Annotated in this window: 21 protein-coding genes and 2 tRNA genes; 17 read left to right on the top strand and 6 right to left on the bottom strand. The window is 38.7% G+C overall.

The window, feature by feature from the left end; all coding sequences use genetic code 11:
• The first annotated feature begins 2 nt into the window (after window positions 1–2).
• Entirely contained in the window at window positions 3–734 is a 732-nt protein-coding gene (locus J7R05_RS09220; RefSeq protein WP_246468213.1) for an AAA family ATPase, read from the top strand.
• A 95-nt stretch (window positions 735–829) separates the two neighbouring features.
• On the opposite strand, the gene J7R05_RS04005 is transcribed toward J7R05_RS09220, so the two are convergent.
• Window positions 830–904, bottom strand: a tRNA-Asn gene (locus tag J7R05_RS04005).
• 187 nt (window positions 905–1091) lie between these two features.
• On the opposite strand from J7R05_RS04005, the gene J7R05_RS04000 reads away from it, so the two are divergent.
• The 6 genes from J7R05_RS04000 to J7R05_RS03975 all read left to right on the top strand — a co-directional run bounded on the left by J7R05_RS04000 (window position 1092) and on the right by J7R05_RS03975 (window position 8052).
• Window positions 1092–1165: transfer RNA gene (locus J7R05_RS04000), tRNA-Cys, on the top strand.
• Between the two features lie 205 nt (window positions 1166–1370).
• Window positions 1371–2045: a protein-L-isoaspartate O-methyltransferase family protein gene (locus J7R05_RS03995; protein ID WP_208541283.1), complete on the top strand. Its 675-nt coding sequence runs from the start codon at window positions 1371–1373 to the stop codon at window positions 2043–2045.
• Between the two features lie 58 nt (window positions 2046–2103).
• The gene (locus tag J7R05_RS03990) at window positions 2104–3381 is read left to right on the top strand and encodes a TolC family outer membrane protein (protein ID WP_208541282.1); all 1278 of its coding nucleotides are present in this window, start codon (window positions 2104–2106) and stop codon (window positions 3379–3381) included.
• A 233-nt stretch (window positions 3382–3614) separates the two neighbouring features.
• Window positions 3615–4181, top strand: coding sequence for a DUF2497 domain-containing protein (locus tag J7R05_RS03985; protein ID WP_010703893.1), 567 nt, complete (start codon window positions 3615–3617; stop codon window positions 4179–4181).
• Window positions 4182–4346: 165 nt separating this feature from the next.
• Window positions 4347–7070 (top strand): valine--tRNA ligase, encoded by a 2724-nt coding sequence (locus tag J7R05_RS03980; RefSeq protein WP_208541281.1) that lies wholly within the window; start codon window positions 4347–4349, stop codon window positions 7068–7070.
• Window positions 7071–7263: 193 nt separating this feature from the next.
• Window positions 7264–8052 carry a tetratricopeptide repeat protein gene (locus J7R05_RS03975; RefSeq protein WP_208541280.1) on the top strand — a complete coding sequence of 263 codons (789 nt, stop codon included), beginning with the start codon at window positions 7264–7266 and terminating at the stop codon, window positions 8050–8052.
• Between the two features lie 102 nt (window positions 8053–8154).
• Here J7R05_RS03975 and J7R05_RS03970 read toward each other — a convergent pair whose 3' ends face one another.
• The 5 genes from J7R05_RS03970 to xth all read right to left on the bottom strand — a co-directional run bounded on the left by J7R05_RS03970 (window position 8155) and on the right by xth (window position 12348).
• Entirely contained in the window at window positions 8155–8901 is a 747-nt protein-coding gene (locus tag J7R05_RS03970) for an amino acid ABC transporter ATP-binding protein (RefSeq protein WP_281388203.1), read from the bottom strand.
• Window positions 8902–8912: 11 nt separating this feature from the next.
• Window positions 8913–9629, bottom strand: a complete 717-nt coding sequence (locus tag J7R05_RS03965; protein WP_208541279.1) for an amino acid ABC transporter permease — start codon at window positions 9627–9629, stop codon at window positions 8913–8915.
• Window positions 9630–9631: 2 nt separating this feature from the next.
• On the bottom strand, window positions 9632–10384 hold the full coding sequence (locus J7R05_RS03960) for an amino acid ABC transporter permease (protein WP_208541278.1): 753 nt from the start codon (window positions 10382–10384) through the stop codon (window positions 9632–9634).
• A 140-nt stretch (window positions 10385–10524) separates the two neighbouring features.
• Window positions 10525–11433: a transporter substrate-binding domain-containing protein gene (locus J7R05_RS03955; protein WP_208541277.1), complete on the bottom strand. Its 909-nt coding sequence runs from the start codon at window positions 11431–11433 to the stop codon at window positions 10525–10527.
• A gap of 123 nt (window positions 11434–11556) precedes the next feature.
• Window positions 11557–12348 (bottom strand): exodeoxyribonuclease III, encoded by a 792-nt coding sequence (xth, locus tag J7R05_RS03950; protein ID WP_208541276.1) that lies wholly within the window; start codon window positions 12346–12348, stop codon window positions 11557–11559.
• Between the two features lie 504 nt (window positions 12349–12852).
• Here xth and rpsL point away from each other — a divergent pair.
• The 10 genes from rpsL to rpsS all read left to right on the top strand — a co-directional run bounded on the left by rpsL (window position 12853) and on the right by rpsS (window position 20266).
• A complete protein-coding gene (rpsL, locus tag J7R05_RS03945) occupies window positions 12853–13224 on the top strand; it encodes a 30S ribosomal protein S12 (RefSeq protein ID WP_007477052.1) in 372 nt (123 codons plus the stop codon).
• 19 nt (window positions 13225–13243) lie between these two features.
• Window positions 13244–13714, top strand: a complete 471-nt coding sequence (gene rpsG, locus J7R05_RS03940) for a 30S ribosomal protein S7 (RefSeq protein ID WP_007477054.1) — start codon at window positions 13244–13246, stop codon at window positions 13712–13714.
• 27 nt (window positions 13715–13741) lie between these two features.
• A complete protein-coding gene (fusA, locus tag J7R05_RS03935) occupies window positions 13742–15826 on the top strand; it encodes an elongation factor G (RefSeq protein ID WP_078689895.1) in 2085 nt (694 codons plus the stop codon).
• Between the two features lie 63 nt (window positions 15827–15889).
• On the top strand, window positions 15890–17065 hold the full coding sequence (tuf, locus tag J7R05_RS03930) for an elongation factor Tu (RefSeq protein ID WP_007477058.1): 1176 nt from the start codon (window positions 15890–15892) through the stop codon (window positions 17063–17065).
• 65 nt (window positions 17066–17130) lie between these two features.
• Window positions 17131–17439 (top strand): 30S ribosomal protein S10, encoded by a 309-nt coding sequence (gene rpsJ / locus J7R05_RS03925; protein ID WP_007477064.1) that lies wholly within the window; start codon window positions 17131–17133, stop codon window positions 17437–17439.
• 27 nt (window positions 17440–17466) lie between these two features.
• On the top strand, window positions 17467–18207 hold the full coding sequence (gene rplC, locus J7R05_RS03920) for a 50S ribosomal protein L3 (RefSeq protein WP_010703884.1): 741 nt from the start codon (window positions 17467–17469) through the stop codon (window positions 18205–18207).
• Window positions 18207–18827 carry a 50S ribosomal protein L4 gene (gene rplD / locus J7R05_RS03915; RefSeq protein WP_010703883.1) on the top strand — a complete coding sequence of 207 codons (621 nt, stop codon included), beginning with the start codon at window positions 18207–18209 and terminating at the stop codon, window positions 18825–18827. Before rplC ends, rplD begins: the two co-directional genes overlap by 1 nt.
• A complete protein-coding gene (locus J7R05_RS03910; RefSeq protein WP_007477067.1) occupies window positions 18824–19117 on the top strand; it encodes a 50S ribosomal protein L23 in 294 nt (97 codons plus the stop codon). Before rplD ends, J7R05_RS03910 begins: the two co-directional genes overlap by 4 nt.
• A 21-nt stretch (window positions 19118–19138) precedes the next feature.
• Window positions 19139–19972, top strand: a complete 834-nt coding sequence (rplB, locus tag J7R05_RS03905; protein ID WP_208541275.1) for a 50S ribosomal protein L2 — start codon at window positions 19139–19141, stop codon at window positions 19970–19972.
• 15 nt (window positions 19973–19987) lie between these two features.
• A complete protein-coding gene (gene rpsS / locus J7R05_RS03900) occupies window positions 19988–20266 on the top strand; it encodes a 30S ribosomal protein S19 (protein ID WP_007477069.1) in 279 nt (92 codons plus the stop codon).

Raw genomic sequence — 20266 nt, 5'->3', positions numbered from 1 at the left:
AATTGGATATTAATTTTCAACGTGATGTCGTTGATTGTGATGATGAAGACGTAGTTGATCAACGTCTATCTTCTATGAATAATTATCTTAATAGTGTTGTTACCAAAGATTGGGAAGACATTACAGGAGGAAAAACTGTATTTGATAACTTTAGCATAAAAACAGTAACAGGATCAAATCCCAATTTTCTAGATTATTGTTTAAAGGTCAAAGCTAACGGTCGCACTTTTTCTTTACATGAAAGAAGTAAAGGGTGCCGTTGGTTCTTTTGTTTTAAAGTGCTTACAGATATTCGTACCAATAGGAGCAAAAATGGAACAATTTTCTTGTTGGATGAACCTGCAAGTAATCTACATATTCATCCCCAAGAAAAAATATTACAATCTTTGCAGAAATTATCAGGGTCTGACAACAATAGCGTGATTTATTCTACTCATTCTCCTTATTTGATTGAGGAGACTAAAGTGGATAATTTATTTATTGTTTGTAATGAAGCGTCTGATTGCGATCATCCTAAAATTCTATGCAGCAAAATTTCTCAATTAGATAACAGCAGCGACGAAGTGTCGAGATCAGTTGAGCCTTTTTTACAGAAACTTGTGATGAATTGCGTTAAGCATCTTAGTAATAACCGGAAAGAAAGATTTTCACGACTTTATAATTTTATTAAAGAGACTGGTCCTCTTGCTGATTCTATCGAAAAAGCTATTAATTTAATACAGAAAATTCTCTGACAAGTTATATTAGAAAATCTTATTTCCTAGCTTTATTGATTTATTTCTAACTTTAATAAATATCAATAAAATCAATAGGTTGTAGAAAAAACAAATGGCTCCCCGGGCCGGATTCGAACCAGCGACCAACCGGTTAACAGCCGGTTGCTCTACCACTGAGCTACCGAGGAATAACACCAATTTATTTTAGTGCAAGGGCTATAGCAAAGCAATATTCATTTGCAAAGGGTAAAATTACTTTTTTTAAAAAAAAATTCAAAAATTGTATAAAAAGAATAAAAAGGATCCAAGAAAGATTACTGTATCTTGACGGATGCATTACCTTCCCTTATTGACAATTTTGATATTTATTGACGAGGCCTCGTGGCGGAATGGTTACGCAGAGGACTGCAAATCCTTGTATCCCGGTTCGATTCCGGGCGAGGCCTCCACTTAATTTCGATTAAAATAATTTTTTATTGAATAGTATTTTAATTTTTTGAGTGAAATTACCTTTATATGGAAAATTAGCGCAATTAGAATCTTATTATTGACTGTAACATGCTTTTTTGTCACATTCACAATAAAAGACATTACGCTTTTATTACTGCCATTTTGATTGTGGTTTTTGTTATGCATTAGGAGAAAAAACTGGTTATGGTTGCAGATTTTGCAGAACTTCGCCGCAAAATGGTTGACAATCAAATTCGTACAGTAGATGTAACGGATTTATCGATTCTTGAGGCATTTTTAACGGTGCCGCGTGAAGATTTCGTGTCAGAAGACGTGAAAGATTTAAGTTATCTTGATGGAGATATCGTTGTTTTTCCAGCACAAGATGATTTGCGTGCATGCTATTTGATGAAGCCTGCCTCTTTAGCAAAATTGCTACAACTTGCAGCTATAAAACCATCAGATAGCGTGCTAAATATTGGTGCAAATAGTGGTTATTGTGCAGCATTATTTTCAAAGATTGCTAGGTCTGTTGTTGCGTTGGAAAGTAATAAAACGCTTGTAGAACAAGCAGATAAACTTTTAAAATATCATCAGTGTAATAATGTGGTTGTTGTCCATGGAGCGTTAGAGCAAGGTTATACTGCTAAGGGGCCTTATGATGTGATTTTTATTGAAGGTGCTGTTGATTTTATTCCTGATGGTATCTTTGATCAAATGAAAGAAGGTGGGCGTCTTGTTGTGGTTGAAGGGCATGGTGGGGCAGGTGTTGCACAAATTTACATAAAAGAAGACAAGGTTATTTCAGTTCGTCGTAGTTTTAACCTTGCTGTCAAACCCCTTCCTGGTTTTTTAAAGACATTCGATTTTGTGTTTTAATATTTAATTTCATCCATGAACATGCAAAGAGTTGTGTGGTAAGTTTAGGATTTATAGTGTGCTTAAAATAAATAAAAAACTTCAGGCATGTTTATTGCTAATAGTGGATGTTTTTATATCAGGATCCGCTCATGCTAGTACGTTGAGAGATGCTTTAGCTGAAGCTTATGTGTATAATGCCAAGTTAAATAGTGAACGTGCTGGTGTACGTATATCAGATGATGATATGGTCATTGCGCGCTCAAATTTTTTGCCGCAAATTGAAGGGATTGGAACCTATGGCCGGAATAATACCGTAACAGGTGGATCTATAGGGATAAAGTTAAGTCAAAGATTGTTTGACGGTTTTGTAACGCAAAATACATTTTTTTCAGCTCAAGTTAAAACACAAGCGCAACGTGAGTATCTTCGCAATGCTGAACAAAATATGTTTTTGGATGCTGTAACAGCGTATACTAATGTGTATAAAGCACGTCGTATTGCTGATCTTCGTCGAGAAAATTTGGCTGCTCTTGAAGAACAAGTTCGTTCAGATGAAGCAAGGTTAAATGTAGGGGAAGGGGCTCATGTGGATTTTGCTCAAGCACAGGCGGCGCATTCTGTAGCTGTTTCTGAATTTAGTCTCGCTTGTGCTGATGTGAAGGCAATGGAAGCTATTTATCGTCAAATCATTGGTTCAGATCCTACACAGTTAGAACGCCCACCAGTGGCGACAGAGCTTCCGAAGAATCTTGATATTGGTTATCAAGTTGGTGATATCATGCATCCAGCGATTCTTTATGCAAGATATTTGACTGATGCTAGTTCTTATAATGTAAAAGCAAAAGAGGGGGCTTTGCTTCCTAAAGTAGATTTTTCCACAACAGTATCTTATAATCGAATTTATAGTGGCCCTGGTGAGAATGGGGTTTCTCAATCGGTTGGAATTTCATTGAGTGTTCCAATTTTTGAAGGTGGACGTACATCTGCGCAGGTTCGTCAATCAAAGGAGCAGTTTGAACAGGCTCGTCTCCAACTTACTGTAGCTCAAAATAGTGTAAGACAAGCATTGACTACTGCCTGGTTTCAGTTAGAGGGTGCACGTGCGTCTGTTATTGCTTATCGCAAGAGTGTTCGTGCTGCTGAAATTGCTCTTAAAGGTCGTATTCAAGAAAACCGAGTAGGGCAAGCAACTACATTAGATGTTTTGAACTCTCGCACTCAGTTGATTAATGCCCAAATTGCACTGGCAATTGCAGAACGGGATGTTGTGGTTGCAAGTTATAGTGTTCAATCTTCTATTGGAAAATTGACTGCAAATTATTTAGGTTTGAGGACGGTTAAATATACTCGCTGAAACTATAAGCTATGTGTATATAGTGATTAGTATTTAGGGGGTAAACAAATCAAATTGCTAATGATATTGAAAAATATATTGTTTACATGTAGTTTCATTTTAAGCGGGGAAATTCACTTAACTAAGGAAAGAAAGTTGTGTGTGGCATCATATTTCGTATGAAGAGACATGGCAATCTTATAATTCTTTTATTACACTGATGCATTGTTTTGCGTTTTTAAGAGGTTTTTAATATGGTACAGAGTTCAAATGCGTTACGTGAGCCAAGTATGGATGAGATTTTAACATCTATTCGTGAAATCATTGAAGAGAATGCAGTTCAAGCTGATCATTTTGTAAATGAAACCCTTGCTGATGCTTCTTCTGAAAAACACTCAGAGGTATCTTCAGAAGATGTTTGTGAAACCACTTTATCAGTTGATGATGCAATGAAAGCTTTGGCTGACCGTATTGGCCTTTCCTCTGATAACCAAGATTTTTCTCTGTCTCAAGTGCAAGATAACACAAATGTAGAGGATAATACAGTTAGTATGGGTGTACAAGCAACAAAACTTTCTTCCGAAGAGCAGGCTTCTGTTCATAAAACAAAACAATATAATACTAAGGCATTTGTATCGCAGAAAGAAAATACAGTTTCTGGTTGTGTAGAACTATCTCCATATTTTATCTCTTCTGCAGAGAGAATGGCAGAGGACATTTTACGCCCAGCTATAGCGGAGTGGTTACAGCGTCAATTGCCTGTTTTTGTTGAAAAGATTTTGCGTGAAGAAATCGCTAAGACAATTAAGAATTTACCTTAAATGTTTGTTTGTACTTTTAGCCATTTGGTATTTCCTTTTATTGTAAAAACTGGTTTGTAATTTTATGAAGCCATTTTAAGTGGGTGAAGTTTGCGAATAATGTTCACTGGGTATTAGGTTATAAGTTACGTTTTTTAGTGGTGCTATGAGTAAGTGGGTAAAAGAATGATAGAAAAAAACTATGATGCCGCTTCCATAGAGCCACAGATCGCGAAAGAGTGGGAGGCTCATGGTGTTTTTAAGGCGGGGGCTGGTTCAAAACCAGGTACAGAGCCTTTTTGCGTTATGCTTCCCCCACCGAATGTAACTGGCTCACTTCATATGGGGCATGCTTTAAATACGACAATCCAAGACATTATGGTGCGTTTTCAGCGAATGAGAGGTAAAAACGTATTATGGCAGCCTGGTTTGGATCATGCAGGGATTGCCACGCAAATGGTTGTTGAACGCCAATTGGCAGAACATCAAGAACCAACACGTCAAGAAATGGGTAGAGAAAAATTTGTCGAGCGTGTTTGGAAATGGCGTCGTGAGACGGGGGGCATCATTGTTAATCAGCTACGGCGTCTTGGTGTTTCATGTGATTGGTCGCGTGAACGATTTACAATGGATGAGGGGTTGTCTCAAGCTGTTTGTGAAGTGTTTGTTACACTTTATAAGCAAGGGTTGATTTATAGAGACAAGCGTTTGGTTAATTGGGATCCCAAGTTATTAACGGCTATTTCAGATCTTGAAGTGGATTCGAAAGAAATAAAAGGTCATTTGTGGCATTTTAAATATCCACTTGAAGGTAAAGTTTTTGATCCAAATGATTCAACAACTTTTATAACAGTTGCGACAACGCGGCCTGAAACAATGCTTGGTGACACAGGCATTGCGGTTAATCCTGAAGATGATCGTTATAAAAACCTTGTAGGTCAAAATGCTATTTTACCACTTGTTGGTCGTAAATTATTGATTGTTGGTGATTCTTATGCTGATCCTGAAGAGGGAAGTGGTGCTGTAAAAATTACACCAGCACATGACTTTAATGATTTTGAAGTAGGGCAGAGAAATGGCTTGCGCTTAATCAATATTTTAACGCAAAAGGCTGAAGTTTTTTTGCGTGATAATGAGGCGTTTTTTGATGGTTTAGTCTTATCGGACGAATTGAAAGCATTAGTGGAGGATTTGGATCGGTGTGATCGTTTTGTTGCACGAAATCGGATCATATCTTTAATGAAGGAGCGAGGTTATTTTGTAAGTGTTGATGACCATCTGCACACCGTTCCTCATGGTGATAGGAGTGGAGTGCCTATTGAACCATTTTTAACTGATCAATGGTACGTCAATGCTGCAGAATTAGCAAAACCGGCAGTAGAGGCTGTTCGTCAATGCAAAACACAATTTGTTCCAGCTAGTTGGGAAAAAACCTATTTTAATTGGATGGAGAATATTCAACCTTGGTGTATTTCTCGCCAATTATGGTGGGGACATCAGATTCCAGCTTGGTATGGCCCTGATGGTGTGATTTTTGTTGAAAAAAGTAAAGAAGAAGCTTTAGTTTCAGCTTTATCTTATTATGGTAAAGAGGTTCAGCTAACGCGTGATCAAGATGTCTTAGACACCTGGTTTTCATCAGCTCTGTGGCCTTTTTCGACACTAGGTTGGCCAGAAAAGACGACAGAATTAAAAACGTTTTATCCAACATCTCTATCGGTTACTGGGTTTGATATTATTTTTTTCTGGGTTGCCCGTATGATGATGATGGGTATTCACTTTATGGGTGAGATACCTTTTTCAACTGTTTATGTACATGCTCTCGTACGGGACCAGACGGGTGCAAAGATGTCAAAGTCGAAGGGAAACGTTATTGATCCACTGGAACTTATTGATCAATATAGCGCAGATGCATTACGTTTCACTTTAGCTATTATGGCAACACAGGGGCGTGATGTAAAACTTGATCCTTCGCGTGTTGCGGGTTATCGCAATTTTGCTACAAAATTATGGAATGCCACTCGATTTGCAGAAATGAATGGGGTTAGGCATGGTTTGTCTTTTAAGCCGGAAGAAGCAAAACTTACTTTTAATCGTTGGATTGTAACAGAATTATCCAAAACTGTTTCGGCAGTGACTGCTGGTATTGAGAGCTATAAATTTAATGAGGCTGCTAGCGCACTTTATCGATTTGTTTGGAATACATTATGCGATTGGTATCTTGAATTTCTTAAACCTGTATTTCAAGGTTCAGACGAAGATTCCAAAAAAGAAGCGCAAGCATGTACTGCTTGGGTTCTTGATGAAGTTTATAAACTACTGCATCCTTTTATGCCTCATATGACGGAAAAATTGTGGTCTCTCACAGCAATATCAGGCATAAAGCGTGAAAATATGTTGGCATTGACGCAATGGCCGCAGATAACATTTGTAGATGAAGAAGCTGCAATCGATGTTAATTGGCTCATTGACGTTATTAGTGAAATTCGTTCTGTGCGCTCTGAAATGAATGTTCCAGCGGCTGCGCAAGCACCTCTTATTATTATAGAAGGGGAAGGGACAATACAAGAACGTGTGCAGCGTTATGATACTATTCTTAAAAGATTAGCGCGTGTTGAGACGATTTGTTTCTCTGATAGAATTCCATCTGGATCTGCGCAAATTGTTTTAGGAGAGGTGACTTTTTGTTTATCGCTGGAGCAGTTGATTGATTTAAATGCTGAACGTGCCCGTTTGATGAAAGATATCAATAAAATTGAACAAGATATTGAAAAGATCTCACTTAGGTTAAATAATCCAAAGTTTATAGAGAATGCAAAAGTAGAAGTTGTTGAAATTGAACGTAAAAAAATCATAGAACTGCGTGCTGCAAAGAACAAAACATCGCTTGCTTTAGAGCGTTTGATTTAACTAAAATTTTAAGTTTTTCTTTTCATAAGAGTTAAAGATTATTTTTAAGTGACATGTTTTATATTTTTTCATTACGTATTTCAAAAATTTGAATTATATAATAATTTATTTTATCTTAAAAAGAATACATTTTAAATATATGTTTTAAAATTTGTAGTGGCACCGATGGTGTCATGAGAGTGGATAACTTTTAATGATAAATAGCTTTAAAATGTTCAAAATAGCTACGATGGCTATTACTGTAGGGATGCTTTCTACTGCTTATGCAACAGATGTAAGCGTTTCCCAGAAAGTAACTAACCGTTCATCTGATTTTTTTAAGCGTGGTATGTCTGCTTATAAAAATGGACAAATAGATCAAGCTATTTCAGCTTTACATTATGCTGCTAATATGGGCCACATTGGTGCGAATTGGAAACTTGGTTATATTTATGCAAATGGCGATGGTGTGCCTGAAAATGATTATAAGGCATATAATTTTTTTGCACATATCGTTGAAAAAGGTGCTGATCCTGGCTCGGAAAATGAAAGTTATGTTTCTGATGCATTAGTTAAGCTTGCGGGATATCTTAGGAAAGGTATTCCTGATTCGCCTGTAAAAGCTGATCCTTCTTATGCAGTTGATCTTTATACGCAGGCTGCAACGAATTATAGAAATCCTCAAGCTCAATATTATCTAGGTAGCATGCTTTTAAAAGGTGAGGGTGGGGAAAAAAATCCTGTACAAGCAGCTCGATGGTTTCAGCTTTCGGCTAAGAAAGGAAATTCTTCTGCTCAGGCTATGCTCGGAAATATGTTGTTTCAAGCAGGGGAAACAGTTCGTGGTGTAGCAATGTTAACTGCAGCTTATGAAAAGGCTAACACAAAAGACCAAAGTTGGATTCGTCCTATGCAAGAACGAGCTTTTGCTATTTGTGATGAATTTGAACGGCGTACAGCGATGTCGTTAGCTGTTGATATTCTTGAAAAAGGTAATTCTTAAGCAATTTTATTTGCAGGTAATACACCTCTAATGTCTATACATAAAATTTTGGTTTTATGTATAGACTTACAATAAAATGACATTACATACACAATGTAACAGTTAATGATTGAGAATTTTTGATAAAAATTCTTGTGCACGTGGTGTTCTAGCTTGTGGATCAGAAAAGAATTCTTCTGATGAACAATCTTCAAAAATTGTTCCTTGATCCATGAAAATTACGCGTTTTGATACTTTTTGCGCAAAACTCATTTCATGGGTTACACAAATCATTGTCATACCTTCTTCTGCTAAGTTGATCATAACATCTAACACTTCACCTACCATTTCGGGATCCAAGGCAGAGGTTGGCTCATCAAAAAGCATAACAAGTGGGTCCATAGTTAAAGCTCGTGCAATAGCAACACGTTGTTGTTGGCCTCCTGAAAGTTGACCGGGGTACTTATTTTTATGTTCGATAAGTCCAACACGTTCAAGATATAATAAACCGCGCTCAAGTGCCTCTTTCTTACTGCGTTTTAAAACTTTAATTTGCGCAATTGTTAAATTTTCTGTGACAGATAAATGTGGGAAAAGTTCAAAATGTTGAAATACCATTCCTACATGGCTGCGCAATTTAGGTAAATTTGTTTTTTTTGAGTGTACTGGTACACCATTAATCCAAATTTCGCCTTTTTGAAAAGGTACTAAAGCGTTGATGGTTTTAATGAAGGTTGATTTTCCTGAACCTGATGGCCCACAAACTACCACAACCTCCCCTTTATTAATATTGGTTGTACAATTTTTAAGAATATTAACTTCGCCGTACCAATTGGAAACGTTTTTCATTTTAATCATATGAGTAGACATTTTTTTCCCTATTAGCGAATAATGGATATTTTTTTCTGGAGGTATAAGACTATCTGCGATAATGTAAAGCAGATAGCAAAATAGAAGATGGCTGCTAATATATAAGCTTCTTGTTTTACGCCGAAATTATTAGAAACAATATCAAAACCATTTAAAAGACTATTACCACTAATTGCATAGACAAGTGTTGTATCTTGAAACAGAATAATAACCTGTGTCAAAAAAACAGGAAGCATGTTTCTGAGGGCTTGAGGAAGAAGCACGATATACATGTTTTGCCAGTATGTCATTCCGAGAGCTTGTCCTGCATATTTTTGCTCTTGTGGTATTGAAGAAAGGCCAGCACGCATAATTTCAGCAAAATAAGCAGCTTCAAATGCAGTAAAAGTAATTAATGCTGATTTGTTTGCGCCGATTGATATTCCCGTTAGGAAAGGTAAGAGCACAAAAAACCATAAGATAACCATAACAAGTGGTATTGAGCGCATAGCAGTTATATAAATTACAGCAAGAGAAGAGAGAATTTTAATAGAAGAAAGCCGCATCATTGCTAACAATATGCCGAAGATAAGTCCAAATGTTGTTGCAAAAAGTGTTAAAAAAACACTAAAAAGCAGACCCGGCAGAATATAAGAGAGGAATATATCAAAAGTAAAAAATGAAAAATCAAAGTCTGAAAAATTGAAAGAAAGATAGGGCCAAAAATAAGAATTCATAAAATCTTTCATATTCAATGTCCCCCCGTTTGAAAATTAGGAATTTTAAGAATTTTCTCGATGATTGTCATTATAACAAAAATGAATAACGCTATGGCAATATAAAGAATAGTAACAATCAAATAGTTCTCATAAACATGACTTACTTCTTCAATTGTTTGATATTGGAATTGCATTAGTTCATTAATAGAAACGGCAAACGCTATAGATGAATTTTTTACAATCCCCATTGCCTCTGAAGTTAATGGTGGCATGATTGTACGAATAGCACGTGGTAATATGATATAGCGGTAACTTTGACCAGTAGTAAATCCCATTGCCATGGCTGCATAACGCTGGCCGGAAGAAATAGATTCAATACCTGAACGAACTTGCTCTGCGACACGCGCAGATGTGAAAAACCCTAAAGCACAGGTTATTAATACAATAGGTGAAAAATTTATTGCTGGTGGATAAATTTTAGGGACAACAAAATACCATAAAAACACTTGTACAAGCAGAGGGATATTGCGCATAATTTCCACCCAAACACGACCAATAGCACGAAGAATGCGGTTGATGATGGAAGTGTGGGGCAGAGTGCGTATCGTTCCTATGATGACACCGACAAATACAGCTAATATTAATGAAGAAACAGATAATATAGCGGTATTTTTAAAGCCATCGAGCAGCGTGTCCAAGTAGGTATGACTTATACCAGGAGTGCCAAGACACCCAATCACTGGTGTTTGATTAAGATCATCTATACAAAGGAAAGAAAAATCCATTAGTCAACATTTCCTAAAGTTGTCCATCCCTTAGTAGGGTGGATAAATCAGCCGCATTACACATGCTAAATTTATTGAAAAGTTAAAAAAGTACAACCACACTCGATTTTTAGAGAGTGTGGTTGCTCTTTATTCAAGTACTACAAGTTGTTTTCTATATAATGTTCCCGAGGTTTATTGTTGGGATTTTCCCAAGCAGATTTTGTTGATTGGGATAAAGGAAGATTGACAACAGTATTTGTAGGAGGAATTGGTTCCATAAACCATTTATTGTAAAGTTTTTCAAGTGAACCATCTTTAATTTGCCGCATAATACTATTATTGATTTCTTGCTCGAGGTTTTTGTCATTTAATCGAAGCATGCAGGCAATAGGTTCAATTGAAAGCACGGTATCAAGAATTATATAATCGGATGGTTTTTTTGATTTAGAAATATGCCCAGAGAGAATTGAAGCATCCATCACAAATGCGTCAGCGCGACCAGATTCTAACAACAAAAAGCTATCTCCGTGATCTTTACCTGTTATAACTTTGAAGTTAATGTTTTTTGCACGTTTATTTTTACGGATAAGCTGAACAGATGTTGTACCGGTGGTGGTTGCGACTGTTTTACCATTTAAATCTTCAACAGATTTAATACCAGAACTTTTCTTCACAGCAATTCGAACTTCTTCAACATAAGTGGTATAAGCAAACGCAGCCTCTTTATTGCGAGAAGAATCATTTGTTGTAGAACCACATTCGAAATCATAGGTTCCGTTTTGTAACAGAGGAATTCGATTTTGTGACGTGATAGGAAGATAATGGATTTTAATTGATTGACCAATTTTTTTTGAAATATCATCAATGATATATTCCGCCATTTCTGTATGAAAACCTGTATATTTACCATTACCAATAGCATAGGCTAAACCTATAGATGATTCGCGAACACCTAAAGTAATTTCTCCTGTTGTTTTAATTTTCTCCAGTGTGTCATTTTGAGCTTGCACCATACTTGTTAGCCCAATAACAATCGCTGCACTAAATGCCAACAGTGATCTTTTCATTATTTCTTCCCTTTATTTTATAGTTTTTTGTTCTTAATTATTATATTTAAAAATCTTTTACACGCAATGTAACATGTTTATTATTCAAAGTGGGTATTTTTTTAAATTGTTCTCATAACAAGGTTAAATTTTTAAATTAGAGTTGAGCTCAATCCACACAGGAACATGGTCTGACGGCTTTTCATATCCTCTTACTTCTGTTTGACTGTAAGCACAAACAAGTTGATCTGCAGCTTCTGGGGATAATAATAAGTGATCAATACGAACGCCATTGTTTTTTCGCCATGCGCCAGCTTGAAAATCCCAAAAACTAAAAGAAGAGTCATCTGTAACGTTACGAATAGAGTCATAAAAACCTAAATAAATAATGCGCTGGAATGCTTGTCGTGTTTGTGGAAGAAATAAAGCGTCATTTTTCCATTCTTCAGGTTTTTTTGCATCTAATGGGGTTGGGATGACATTATAATCACCAGCTAAAATAAGGGGATCTTCATATGCAAGTAATAATTTTGCATGTGTATATAATCTCTCCATCCATCTCATTTTATAAAGATGTTTTTCGCTATTGACGGGGTTACCATTCGGAAGATAAAGGGAAGCAATACGAACAATCCCTTTATTTGTTGAATAAACGGCTTCAATATAACGTGCTTGCTCGTCATTGTCATCACCTGGCAATCGACGGATAAGCTCGTCAGGTCGTTTTTTAGAAAGAAGTGCAACACCATTGAAACTTTTTTGTCCATGTGTTTCTATATGATATCCTAAAGTTTCAATTTTATCACGTGGAAAATTTGCATCAATACATTTAATTTCTTGTAAGCAAACTATATCAGGCTGATTTTTCTGCAGCCATTTACATAGTGTGTCATGTCGTGCTTTTATTCCAGCAATGTTCCATGTTGCAATTTTCATAGTATTAACTTTTAAGCATTATATATACAATTAGCAAGTGATTACAGGATAGTATATTAAAACTCTCTAATATATTGCAGTTATTTTTGTTGGATGGAATTATTACAGCAGCGACTTTTTTTACAATTTTTTCTTTAAAAACCAAATTTGTAAAAGTGCCGTAAAGTTCTTTATTTTCATTTTTACAAACTTTCTGCTGTTTAATACTTGACGAATGTATATGTTCTCGTTATTAAAAACCATCATGACCGATGTGAGAGTGATTAATATTTTAGGGTTTCACCCTGAGATTCATCTCAAACAGAGTTTGTTTTAAAAAATTTAAAAACCAATACTAGTGCAAGAGGCTAATGCCTCCTCTGCTTTTAGTCGGGTAAGCTGTCTATTAAGCATGCCCGGCTTTGTGTGTAAGCTTAAGTCTTTATTCCAATTGTATCGGGATAGGCATTAAAGTAAAGAAGCCCGAGTGGGCGAGATGAACGTAGATTGAAAGAGGAAGGTTGTATGCCTACCGTAAACCAGTTGATTCGCAAACCACGTGTAGCGCCGGTTAAGCGTAATAAGGTTCCTGCCCTTCAGGCGAACCCGCAAAAACGTGGCGTTTGTACTCGTGTCTATACAACAACACCGAAGAAGCCTAATTCTGCTCTTCGTAAAGTTGCTAAGGTTCGTTTAACAAATGGATTTGAGGTTATCGGTTATATTCCTGGTGAGGGACATAATCTTCAAGAACACTCTGTTGTGATGATTCGTGGTGGTCGTGTAAAGGATTTACCTGGGGTTCGTTATCACATTATTCGTGGTTTGCTTGATACACAGGGTGTTAAAAATCGTAAACAGCGCCGTTCAAAATATGGCGCGAAACGTCCGAAATAAATACTGAGAGACAAAGCCAATGTCCCGTCGCCATAGAGCAGAAAAACGTGAAATTAATCCAGATCCTAAATTTGGTGATTTGGTCATTACAAAGTTTATGAATGCCATTATGTTTGATGGTAAAAAATCTGTTGCTGAGCGCATTGTTTATGGTGCGCTTGATGCGGTTGAGAGTAAAGTAAAAACAGATCCTGTGGCTTTGTTTCATCAGGCGTTGGAAAATGTTGCTCCACATATTGAAGTTCGTTCGCGCCGTGTTGGTGGTGCTACTTATCAAGTTCCGATAGATGTTCGTCCTGATCGTCGTCAGGCTCTTGCTATTCGTTGGTTAATTGTGGCAGCGCGTGGGCGTAATGAGACGACAATGATTGATCGTCTTTCTGGAGAGTTGGTGGATGCGGCTAATAATCGTGGTTCTGCAGTGAAAAAGCGTGAGGATGTGCACCGTATGGCTGAGGCTAACCGTGCATTTTCTCATTATCGCTGGTAGGTATGTTGTAAATCTAAGGCAAATAGAATGGCTCGCGAATATAAAATCGAAGACTATCGTAATTTTGGTATTATGGCGCATATTGATGCGGGTAAGACCACGATGACTGAGCGTATTTTGTTCTATACTGGTAAAAACCATAAAATTGGTGAAACTCATGATGGCGCTTCTACAATGGATTGGATGGAGCAAGAGCAAGAGCGTGGTATTACAATTACATCTGCTGCGACAACAACTTTTTGGAAAGGGCGTGATGGCCGGAGTAGACGTTTTAATATTATTGATACGCCAGGGCACGTTGATTTTACAATTGAGGTTGAGCGTTCTTTACGTGTTCTTGATGGTGCGATAGCTTTACTAGATGCTAATGCTGGTGTGGAGCCTCAAACGGAAACGGTTTGGCGGCAGGCTGAGAAATATCATGTGCCACGCATGGTTTTTGTTAATAAAATGGATAAAATTGGGGCTGACTTCTATCGTAGTGTAGAAATGGTTGGTTCGCGATTGGGTGCTAAGGCGCTTGTTATTCAGTTACCAATTGGTTCTGAGAATGATTTTGAAGGCGTTGTTGATCTTATTGAGATGAAGGCGTTGAAGTGGGATGGTTCTATTGGTGCTTCGGCTACAGTAGGTGAAATTCCAGTCGAATTGAAGGAAAAAGCAGAGGAATATCGTGAAAAATTAGTTGAAATGGCAGTTGAAGTTGATGAAGCTGCTATGGAGGCTTATTTGGATGGTGTCATGCCGACTGATGAACAGCTTATGGCTCTTATTCGTAAGGGAACAATAGAGGTTCAGTTTCACCCAGTTCTTTGTGGTACTGCCTTTAAAAATAAAGGGATTCAACCGCTATTAGATGCTATTGTTTCTTATCTTCCTTCTCCGATTGATGTTCCGGCTATTAATGGTATTGATGTTAAAACTGAGGCTGAAACAACACGTGAGTCTTCAGATGATGCCCCGCTTTCTATGCTTGCTTTTAAGATTATGAATGATCCATTTGTTGGGTCATTAACTTTCTGTCGTATTTATTCTGGTAAGGTTCAGAGAGGTATTTCTCTTGAAAATACAGTAAAAGGAAAAAAAGAACGTTTAGGGCGTATGCTTCAGATGCACTCAAATTCTCGTGAAGATATTGAGGAGGCATTTGCGGGTGATATTGTTGCTCTTGCGGGTCTTAAGGAAACAACGACAGGTGATACTCTTTGTGATCCTTTGAAGCCTGTTATTCTGGAAAGAATGGAGTTTCCTGAGCCTGTTATTGAGATTGCGATTGAACCAAAAACAAAAGCAGATCAAGAAAAAATGGGTATTGCGCTTAATCGTTTGGCTGCGGAAGATCCTTCATTTCGTGTTAAATCAGATGAAGAATCTGGTCAAACAATTATAGCTGGAATGGGGGAGTTGCATCTTGATATTATTGTTGATCGTATGCGGCGTGAATTTAAGGTTGAGGCTAATGTAGGTCAACCACAGGTTGCTTATCGTGAAACAATTACGAAAGTTGCAGAAATTGACTATACTCACAAAAAGCAGTCTGGTGGTGCTGGACAGTTTGCTCGTGTGAAGATTATTTTTGAGCCTCATGACGGTGATGATTTTGTATTTGAATCAAAAATTGTTGGTGGTGCTGTTCCTAAAGAATATATTCCAGGTGTTCAGAAGGGTATTGAAAGCGTTATGGGATCAGGGCCTCTTGCAGGTTTTCCCATGCTTGGTGTGAAGGCTACTCTAATTGATGGTGGTTATCATGATGTTGATTCTTCTGTTTTAGCTTTTGAAATTGCTGCGCGCGCAGCTTTTCGAGAGGGGGCGCAAAAAGCAGGTGCACAGCTTCTTGAACCAATCATGAAGGTGGAGGTTGTGACTCCAGAGGATTATATGGGAGATGTAATTGGCGATTTAAATTCTCGCCGAGGTCAAATTTCAGGTACTGAGGTGCGCGGTATTGCGACAGTAGTAAATGCGATGGTTCCTTTGGCGAATATGTTTGGTTATGTAAACACGCTTCGTTCAATGAGTCAGGGGCGTGCTCAGTATACAATGCAATTTAATCATTATGAGCCTGTTCCTTTAGCTGTGGCGCAGGAAATTCAGAAAAAATACGCGTAATCTTTTGATTACGTATTAACTTTAAACTTAGTCCTTGATTTGGACAGAAAATGGAGAGCTCACATGGCAAAGAGCAAATTTGAACGTACGAAGCCGCATGTTAATATAGGAACGATAGGTCATGTTGACCATGGTAAGACGTCCTTGACAGCGGCAATTACGAAATATTTTGGTGAATTTAAAGCGTATGACCAAATTGATGCGGCGCCTGAGGAGCGTGCTCGTGGAATTACCATTTCAACAGCGCATGTTGAATATGAGACAGAGCAACGTCACTATGCGCATGTTGATTGTCCAGGCCACGCGGATTATGTGAAGAACATGATCACGGGTGCAGCACAAATGGACGGGGCGATTTTGGTTGTTTCAGCAGCTGATGGCCCGATGCCTCAGACACGTGAGCATATTTTGCTAGCACGTCAGGTTGGTGTTCCTGCGATTGTAGTTTTTTTGAATAAGGTTGATCAGGTTGATGATGCTGAGCTTTTAGAGCTTGTTGAGCTTGAAGTTCGTGAGCTTCTTTCGAAATATGACTTCCCTGGTGATGATATACCGATAATTAAGGGTTCTGCGTTAGCGGCTCTTGAGGATTCAGATAAAAGTATAGGTGAAGATGCAGTTCGTCGTTTGATGAATGAGGTTGATAATTATATCCCAACACCTGAGCGTCCGGTTGATCAACCATTTTTGATGCCTATAGAAGATGTTTTTTCGATTTCTGGGCGTGGAACGGTTGTAACGGGTCGTGTTGAGCGTGGAATTATTAAAGTTGGTGAAGAAATCGAGATTATAGGTATTCGTCCGACTTCTAAGACGACGGTTACAGGTGTTGAAATGTTCCGTAAGCTTTTAGATCAAGGTCAGGCAGGTGATAATATTGGTGCATTGCTTCGTGGTATTGATCGTGAAGGTATTGAGCGTGGGCAAGTTTTGGCGAAGCCTGGTTCTGTTACGCCGCATACCAAGTTTAAAGCTGAGGCTTATATTTTGACGAAAGATGAGGGGGGTCGTCATACACCGTTTTTCACGAATTATCGTCCACAGTTTTATTTCCGCACCACGGATGTGACAGGAATTGTTACGCTTCCGGAAGGCACGGAAATGGTTATGCCGGGTGATAATGTTGCAATGGATGTTTCTTTGATTGTTCCGATTGCAATGGAAGAGAAGCTTCGTTTCGCTATCCGTGAAGGAGGGCGTACTGTCGGAGCTGGTATCGTTTCTAAGATTATTGAATAATATCAATAAATTATGTGAAGTATCTTTAGTGTTAGAGTTGCTCCGTATGACAGGGAAATAAGAATATGAATGGTCAGAATATCCGCATTCGCTTAAAAGCGTTTGATCACCGGATTCTTGATGCGTCGACGCGTGAAATTGTGTCGACCGCCAAGCGTACTGGCGCCAATGTCCGTGGTCCCATTCCGCTTCCGACGCGGATTGAGAAGTTTACGGTCAATCGTGGGCCGCACATTGATAAGAAAAGTCGTGAGCAATTTGAGATGCGCACACATAAGCGTCTTCTTGATATTGTTGATCCCACACCGCAAACGGTGGATGCTCTTATGAAGCTCGACCTTTCTGCTGGTGTGGATGTAGAAATTAAGCTCTGAGGTTTGAAGACAGAAGGAACAAACCCGATGCGTTCAGGTGTAATAGCACAAAAACTGGGTATGACCCGTATATATAATGAGGCTGGTGAGCATGTACCAGTGACAGTACTTCGTTTGGAGAATTGCCAGGTTATTGCTCAGCGTACAGTTGAGAAGAACGGTTATACTGCTGTTCAATTAGGTGTGGGGTTTGCGAAAGTTAAAAATGTTTCGCGAGCTCTCCGTGGGCATTTTGCTAAAGCTGTGGTTGAGCCAAAAGCTAAAGTGGCGGAATTTCGTGTTAGTCCCGATAATTTACTTGATGTAGGTACTGAGATTACAGTAGAACATTTTATTCCAGGGCAAAGAGTTGATGTAACGGGTACAAGTATCGGTAAAGGTTTTGCTGGTGTTATGAAGCGGCATAATTTTGGTGGGCATCGTGCTTCACATGGTAATTCAATTACACATCGTGCTCATGGTTCAACGGGGCAATGCCAGGACCCGGGTAAAGTATTTAAAGGCAAAAAAATGGCTGGTCATATGGGGCAGGTGCGTGTGACAACGCAAAATATTGAAGTTGTTTCTACTGATATTGATCGTGGCTTAATTTTGGTGCGTGGTGCTGTCTCTGGTTCTAAAGGGGCTTGGATTTTAGTGCGTGATGCTGTAAAGAAGCGTCTTCCTGATAATGCGCCAAAGCCTGCTGGGATTCGTCGCTCTGTGGAGAAAAAGACTGAATCATCTACTCCGGTGGTAGAGGCCTCTAAAGTTGAGGAGGCTGAATAATGGATCTTGTAATTAAAACTCTTGACGGCAACGAAGCTGGTAAGTTAAAAGTTTCTGAGCATATTTTTGGCCTCGCTCCGCGTGAAGATATTCTCCAGCGTGTTGTTCGTTGGCAGCTTGCGCGTCGTCAGCAAGGAACGCATCAGTCACAGGGGCGCTCGGATGTAGCTCGGACAGGTGCAAAAATGTTTAAACAAAAAGGAACTGGGCGTGCCCGGCATTCATCTGCTCGCGCACCGCAGTTTCGAGGTGGTGGTAAAGCACATGGTCCAGTGGCTCGTAGTCACGTGCATATTCTTCCTAAAAAGAGTCGTGCGCTTGGGTTATGTCTTGCTTTGTCAGTAAAACTAAAGACAAATGATTTGATTGTAGTTGATGAACTTAATGTTCAGGATGCTAAAACTAAGGTACTTGCTAAGAGTTTTTCTAAGCTTGGTTTTAATAATGCCCTATTAATTGGTGGAAAAGAAATAAATATGAATTTTTCTCGTGCAGCATCTAATATCCCTAATATTGATGTGTTACCGGTTCAGGGGATTAATGTTTATGATATTTTGCGTCGCAATAAGCTTGTTTTGTCGAAGGCAGCTGTTGAGGCTCTTGAGGAGCGTTTCAAATGACGGATCTTCGCCACTATGATGTAATTATTAGTCCGGTTATTACTGAAAAATCGACTATGATTTCTGAATATAATCAAGTTGTTTTTAATGTTGCACCAAAAGCAATGAAACCTGAAATCAAAGCAGCTATTGAGGCGCTTTTTAATGTTAAGGTTAAGGCGGTTAACACAACGATTCGTAAGGGTAAAGTGAAGCGTTTCAAAGGTGTTGTTGGTCGACAGAATGATGTCAAAAAAGCGATTGTGACATTGGCTAAAGGTTACTCAATTGACCTTTCGACAGGTCTTTAGTAAGGCTCGGAGATAAGAATAATGGCACTTAAGCATTTTAATCCAACAACACCCGGGCAACGTCAGCTTGTTATTGTCGAGCGTTCTGATCTTCATAAGGGTAAATCTGTAAAGACGCTGACTGGGGGGTTGTCGTCAAAAGGTGGGCGTAATAATCATGGTAGAGTTACAGCCCGTTTTCAAGGTGGGCGGCATAAGCGTAGCTATCGATTTGTTGATTTTAAACGCCTTAAGCGTGATATGTCTGCAAAGGTTGAGCGTTTGGAGTATGATCCAAATCGTACTGCTTTTATCGCATTGATTCGTTATGAAGATGGTCAATTAAGTTATATTCTTGCGCCTCAGCGTCTTGGTGTTGGTGATTTGGTTATTACTGGTTCAAACGTTGATATTAAGCCAGGTAATGCAATGCCTCTTTGTAATATGCCAGTGGGTACGATTATCCATAACGTTGAGATGAAACCTGGTAAAGGTGGTCAGATTGCACGTTCAGCAGGGGCTTATGCGCAGCTAGTTGGGCGGGATCAGGGAATGGCTATTCTTCGTCTTAATTCTGGGGAGCAGCGTTTGGTTCCTGGTGGTTGCTTTGCAACCGTTGGTGCTGTTTCAAATCCTGATCATGGAAATATTAATGATGGTAAAGCTGGTCGGTCGCGTTGGCGTGGAAAGCGTCCTCATGTTCGTGGTGTTGCTATGAATCCAGTGGATCATCCACATGGTGGTGGTGAGGGGCGTACATCGGGTGGTCGTCACCCTGTATCTCCTTGGGGTAAGCCTACGAAAGGTAAGCGTACACGCTCCAATAAAGCTACTAATAAATTTATTATGCGTTCGCGTCATCAGCGTAAGAAGTAAGAGAGGTAGTCTAAAGTGGTTCGTTCAGTTTGGAAAGGTCCGTTTGTTGACGGCTATCTTCTTGGAAAAGCAGAGAAGGTACGTGCAAGTGGGCGTAATGAAGTTATTAAAATGTGGAGTCGTCGTTCTACCATTCTGCCGCAATTTGTTGGTTTGACTTTTGGTGTTTACAACGGCAATAAACATATTCCTGTTTCTGTTTCTGAAGAAATGGTTGGGCATAAATTTGGCGAGTTCGCTCCTACTCGAACCTATTATGGTCATGGTGCGGATAAGAAAGCAAAAAGGAAGTAG

It is taken from the genome of Bartonella capreoli (assembly GCF_902813205.1).
In the GTDB taxonomy this organism is placed as follows: Bacteria; Pseudomonadota; Alphaproteobacteria; order Rhizobiales; family Rhizobiaceae; genus Bartonella; species Bartonella schoenbuchensis.
The sequence above is the reverse complement of the archived record's forward strand: the minus strand, read 5'-3'. Positions and strand labels throughout refer to the sequence as shown.

Bases quoted from the DNA above. Each gene is read 5' to 3' on its own strand.
- J7R05_RS03955 (WP_208541277.1), bottom strand. From the start codon at position 11,433: ATGAAAAGATCACTGTTGGCATTTAGTGCAGCGATTGTTATTGGGCTA.
- rplB (WP_208541275.1), top strand. From the start codon at position 19,139: ATGGCACTTAAGCATTTTAATCCAACAACACCCGGGCAACGTCAGCTT.
- J7R05_RS03995 (WP_208541283.1), top strand. From the start codon at position 1,371: ATGGTTGCAGATTTTGCAGAACTTCGCCGCAAAATGGTTGACAATCAA.
- tuf (WP_007477058.1), top strand. From the start codon at position 15,890: ATGGCAAAGAGCAAATTTGAACGTACGAAGCCGCATGTTAATATAGGA.
- J7R05_RS03970 (WP_281388203.1), bottom strand. From the start codon at position 8,901: ATGTCTACTCATATGATTAAAATGAAAAACGTTTCCAATTGGTACGGC.
- rplD (WP_010703883.1), top strand. From the start codon at position 18,207: ATGGATCTTGTAATTAAAACTCTTGACGGCAACGAAGCTGGTAAGTTA.
- J7R05_RS03980 (WP_208541281.1), top strand. From the start codon at position 4,347: ATGATAGAAAAAAACTATGATGCCGCTTCCATAGAGCCACAGATCGCG.
- rpsL (WP_007477052.1), top strand. From the start codon at position 12,853: ATGCCTACCGTAAACCAGTTGATTCGCAAACCACGTGTAGCGCCGGTT.
- rplC (WP_010703884.1), top strand. From the start codon at position 17,467: ATGCGTTCAGGTGTAATAGCACAAAAACTGGGTATGACCCGTATATAT.
- rpsJ (WP_007477064.1), top strand. From the start codon at position 17,131: ATGAATGGTCAGAATATCCGCATTCGCTTAAAAGCGTTTGATCACCGG.
- xth (WP_208541276.1), bottom strand. From the start codon at position 12,348: ATGAAAATTGCAACATGGAACATTGCTGGAATAAAAGCACGACATGAC.
- fusA (WP_078689895.1), top strand. From the start codon at position 13,742: ATGGCTCGCGAATATAAAATCGAAGACTATCGTAATTTTGGTATTATG.
- J7R05_RS03910 (WP_007477067.1), top strand. From the start codon at position 18,824: ATGACGGATCTTCGCCACTATGATGTAATTATTAGTCCGGTTATTACT.
- J7R05_RS03960 (WP_208541278.1), bottom strand. From the start codon at position 10,384: ATGGATTTTTCTTTCCTTTGTATAGATGATCTTAATCAAACACCAGTG.
- J7R05_RS03985 (WP_010703893.1), top strand. From the start codon at position 3,615: ATGGTACAGAGTTCAAATGCGTTACGTGAGCCAAGTATGGATGAGATT.
- J7R05_RS03975 (WP_208541280.1), top strand. From the start codon at position 7,264: ATGATAAATAGCTTTAAAATGTTCAAAATAGCTACGATGGCTATTACT.
- rpsG (WP_007477054.1), top strand. From the start codon at position 13,244: ATGTCCCGTCGCCATAGAGCAGAAAAACGTGAAATTAATCCAGATCCT.
- J7R05_RS03965 (WP_208541279.1), bottom strand. From the start codon at position 9,629: ATGAAAGATTTTATGAATTCTTATTTTTGGCCCTATCTTTCTTTCAAT.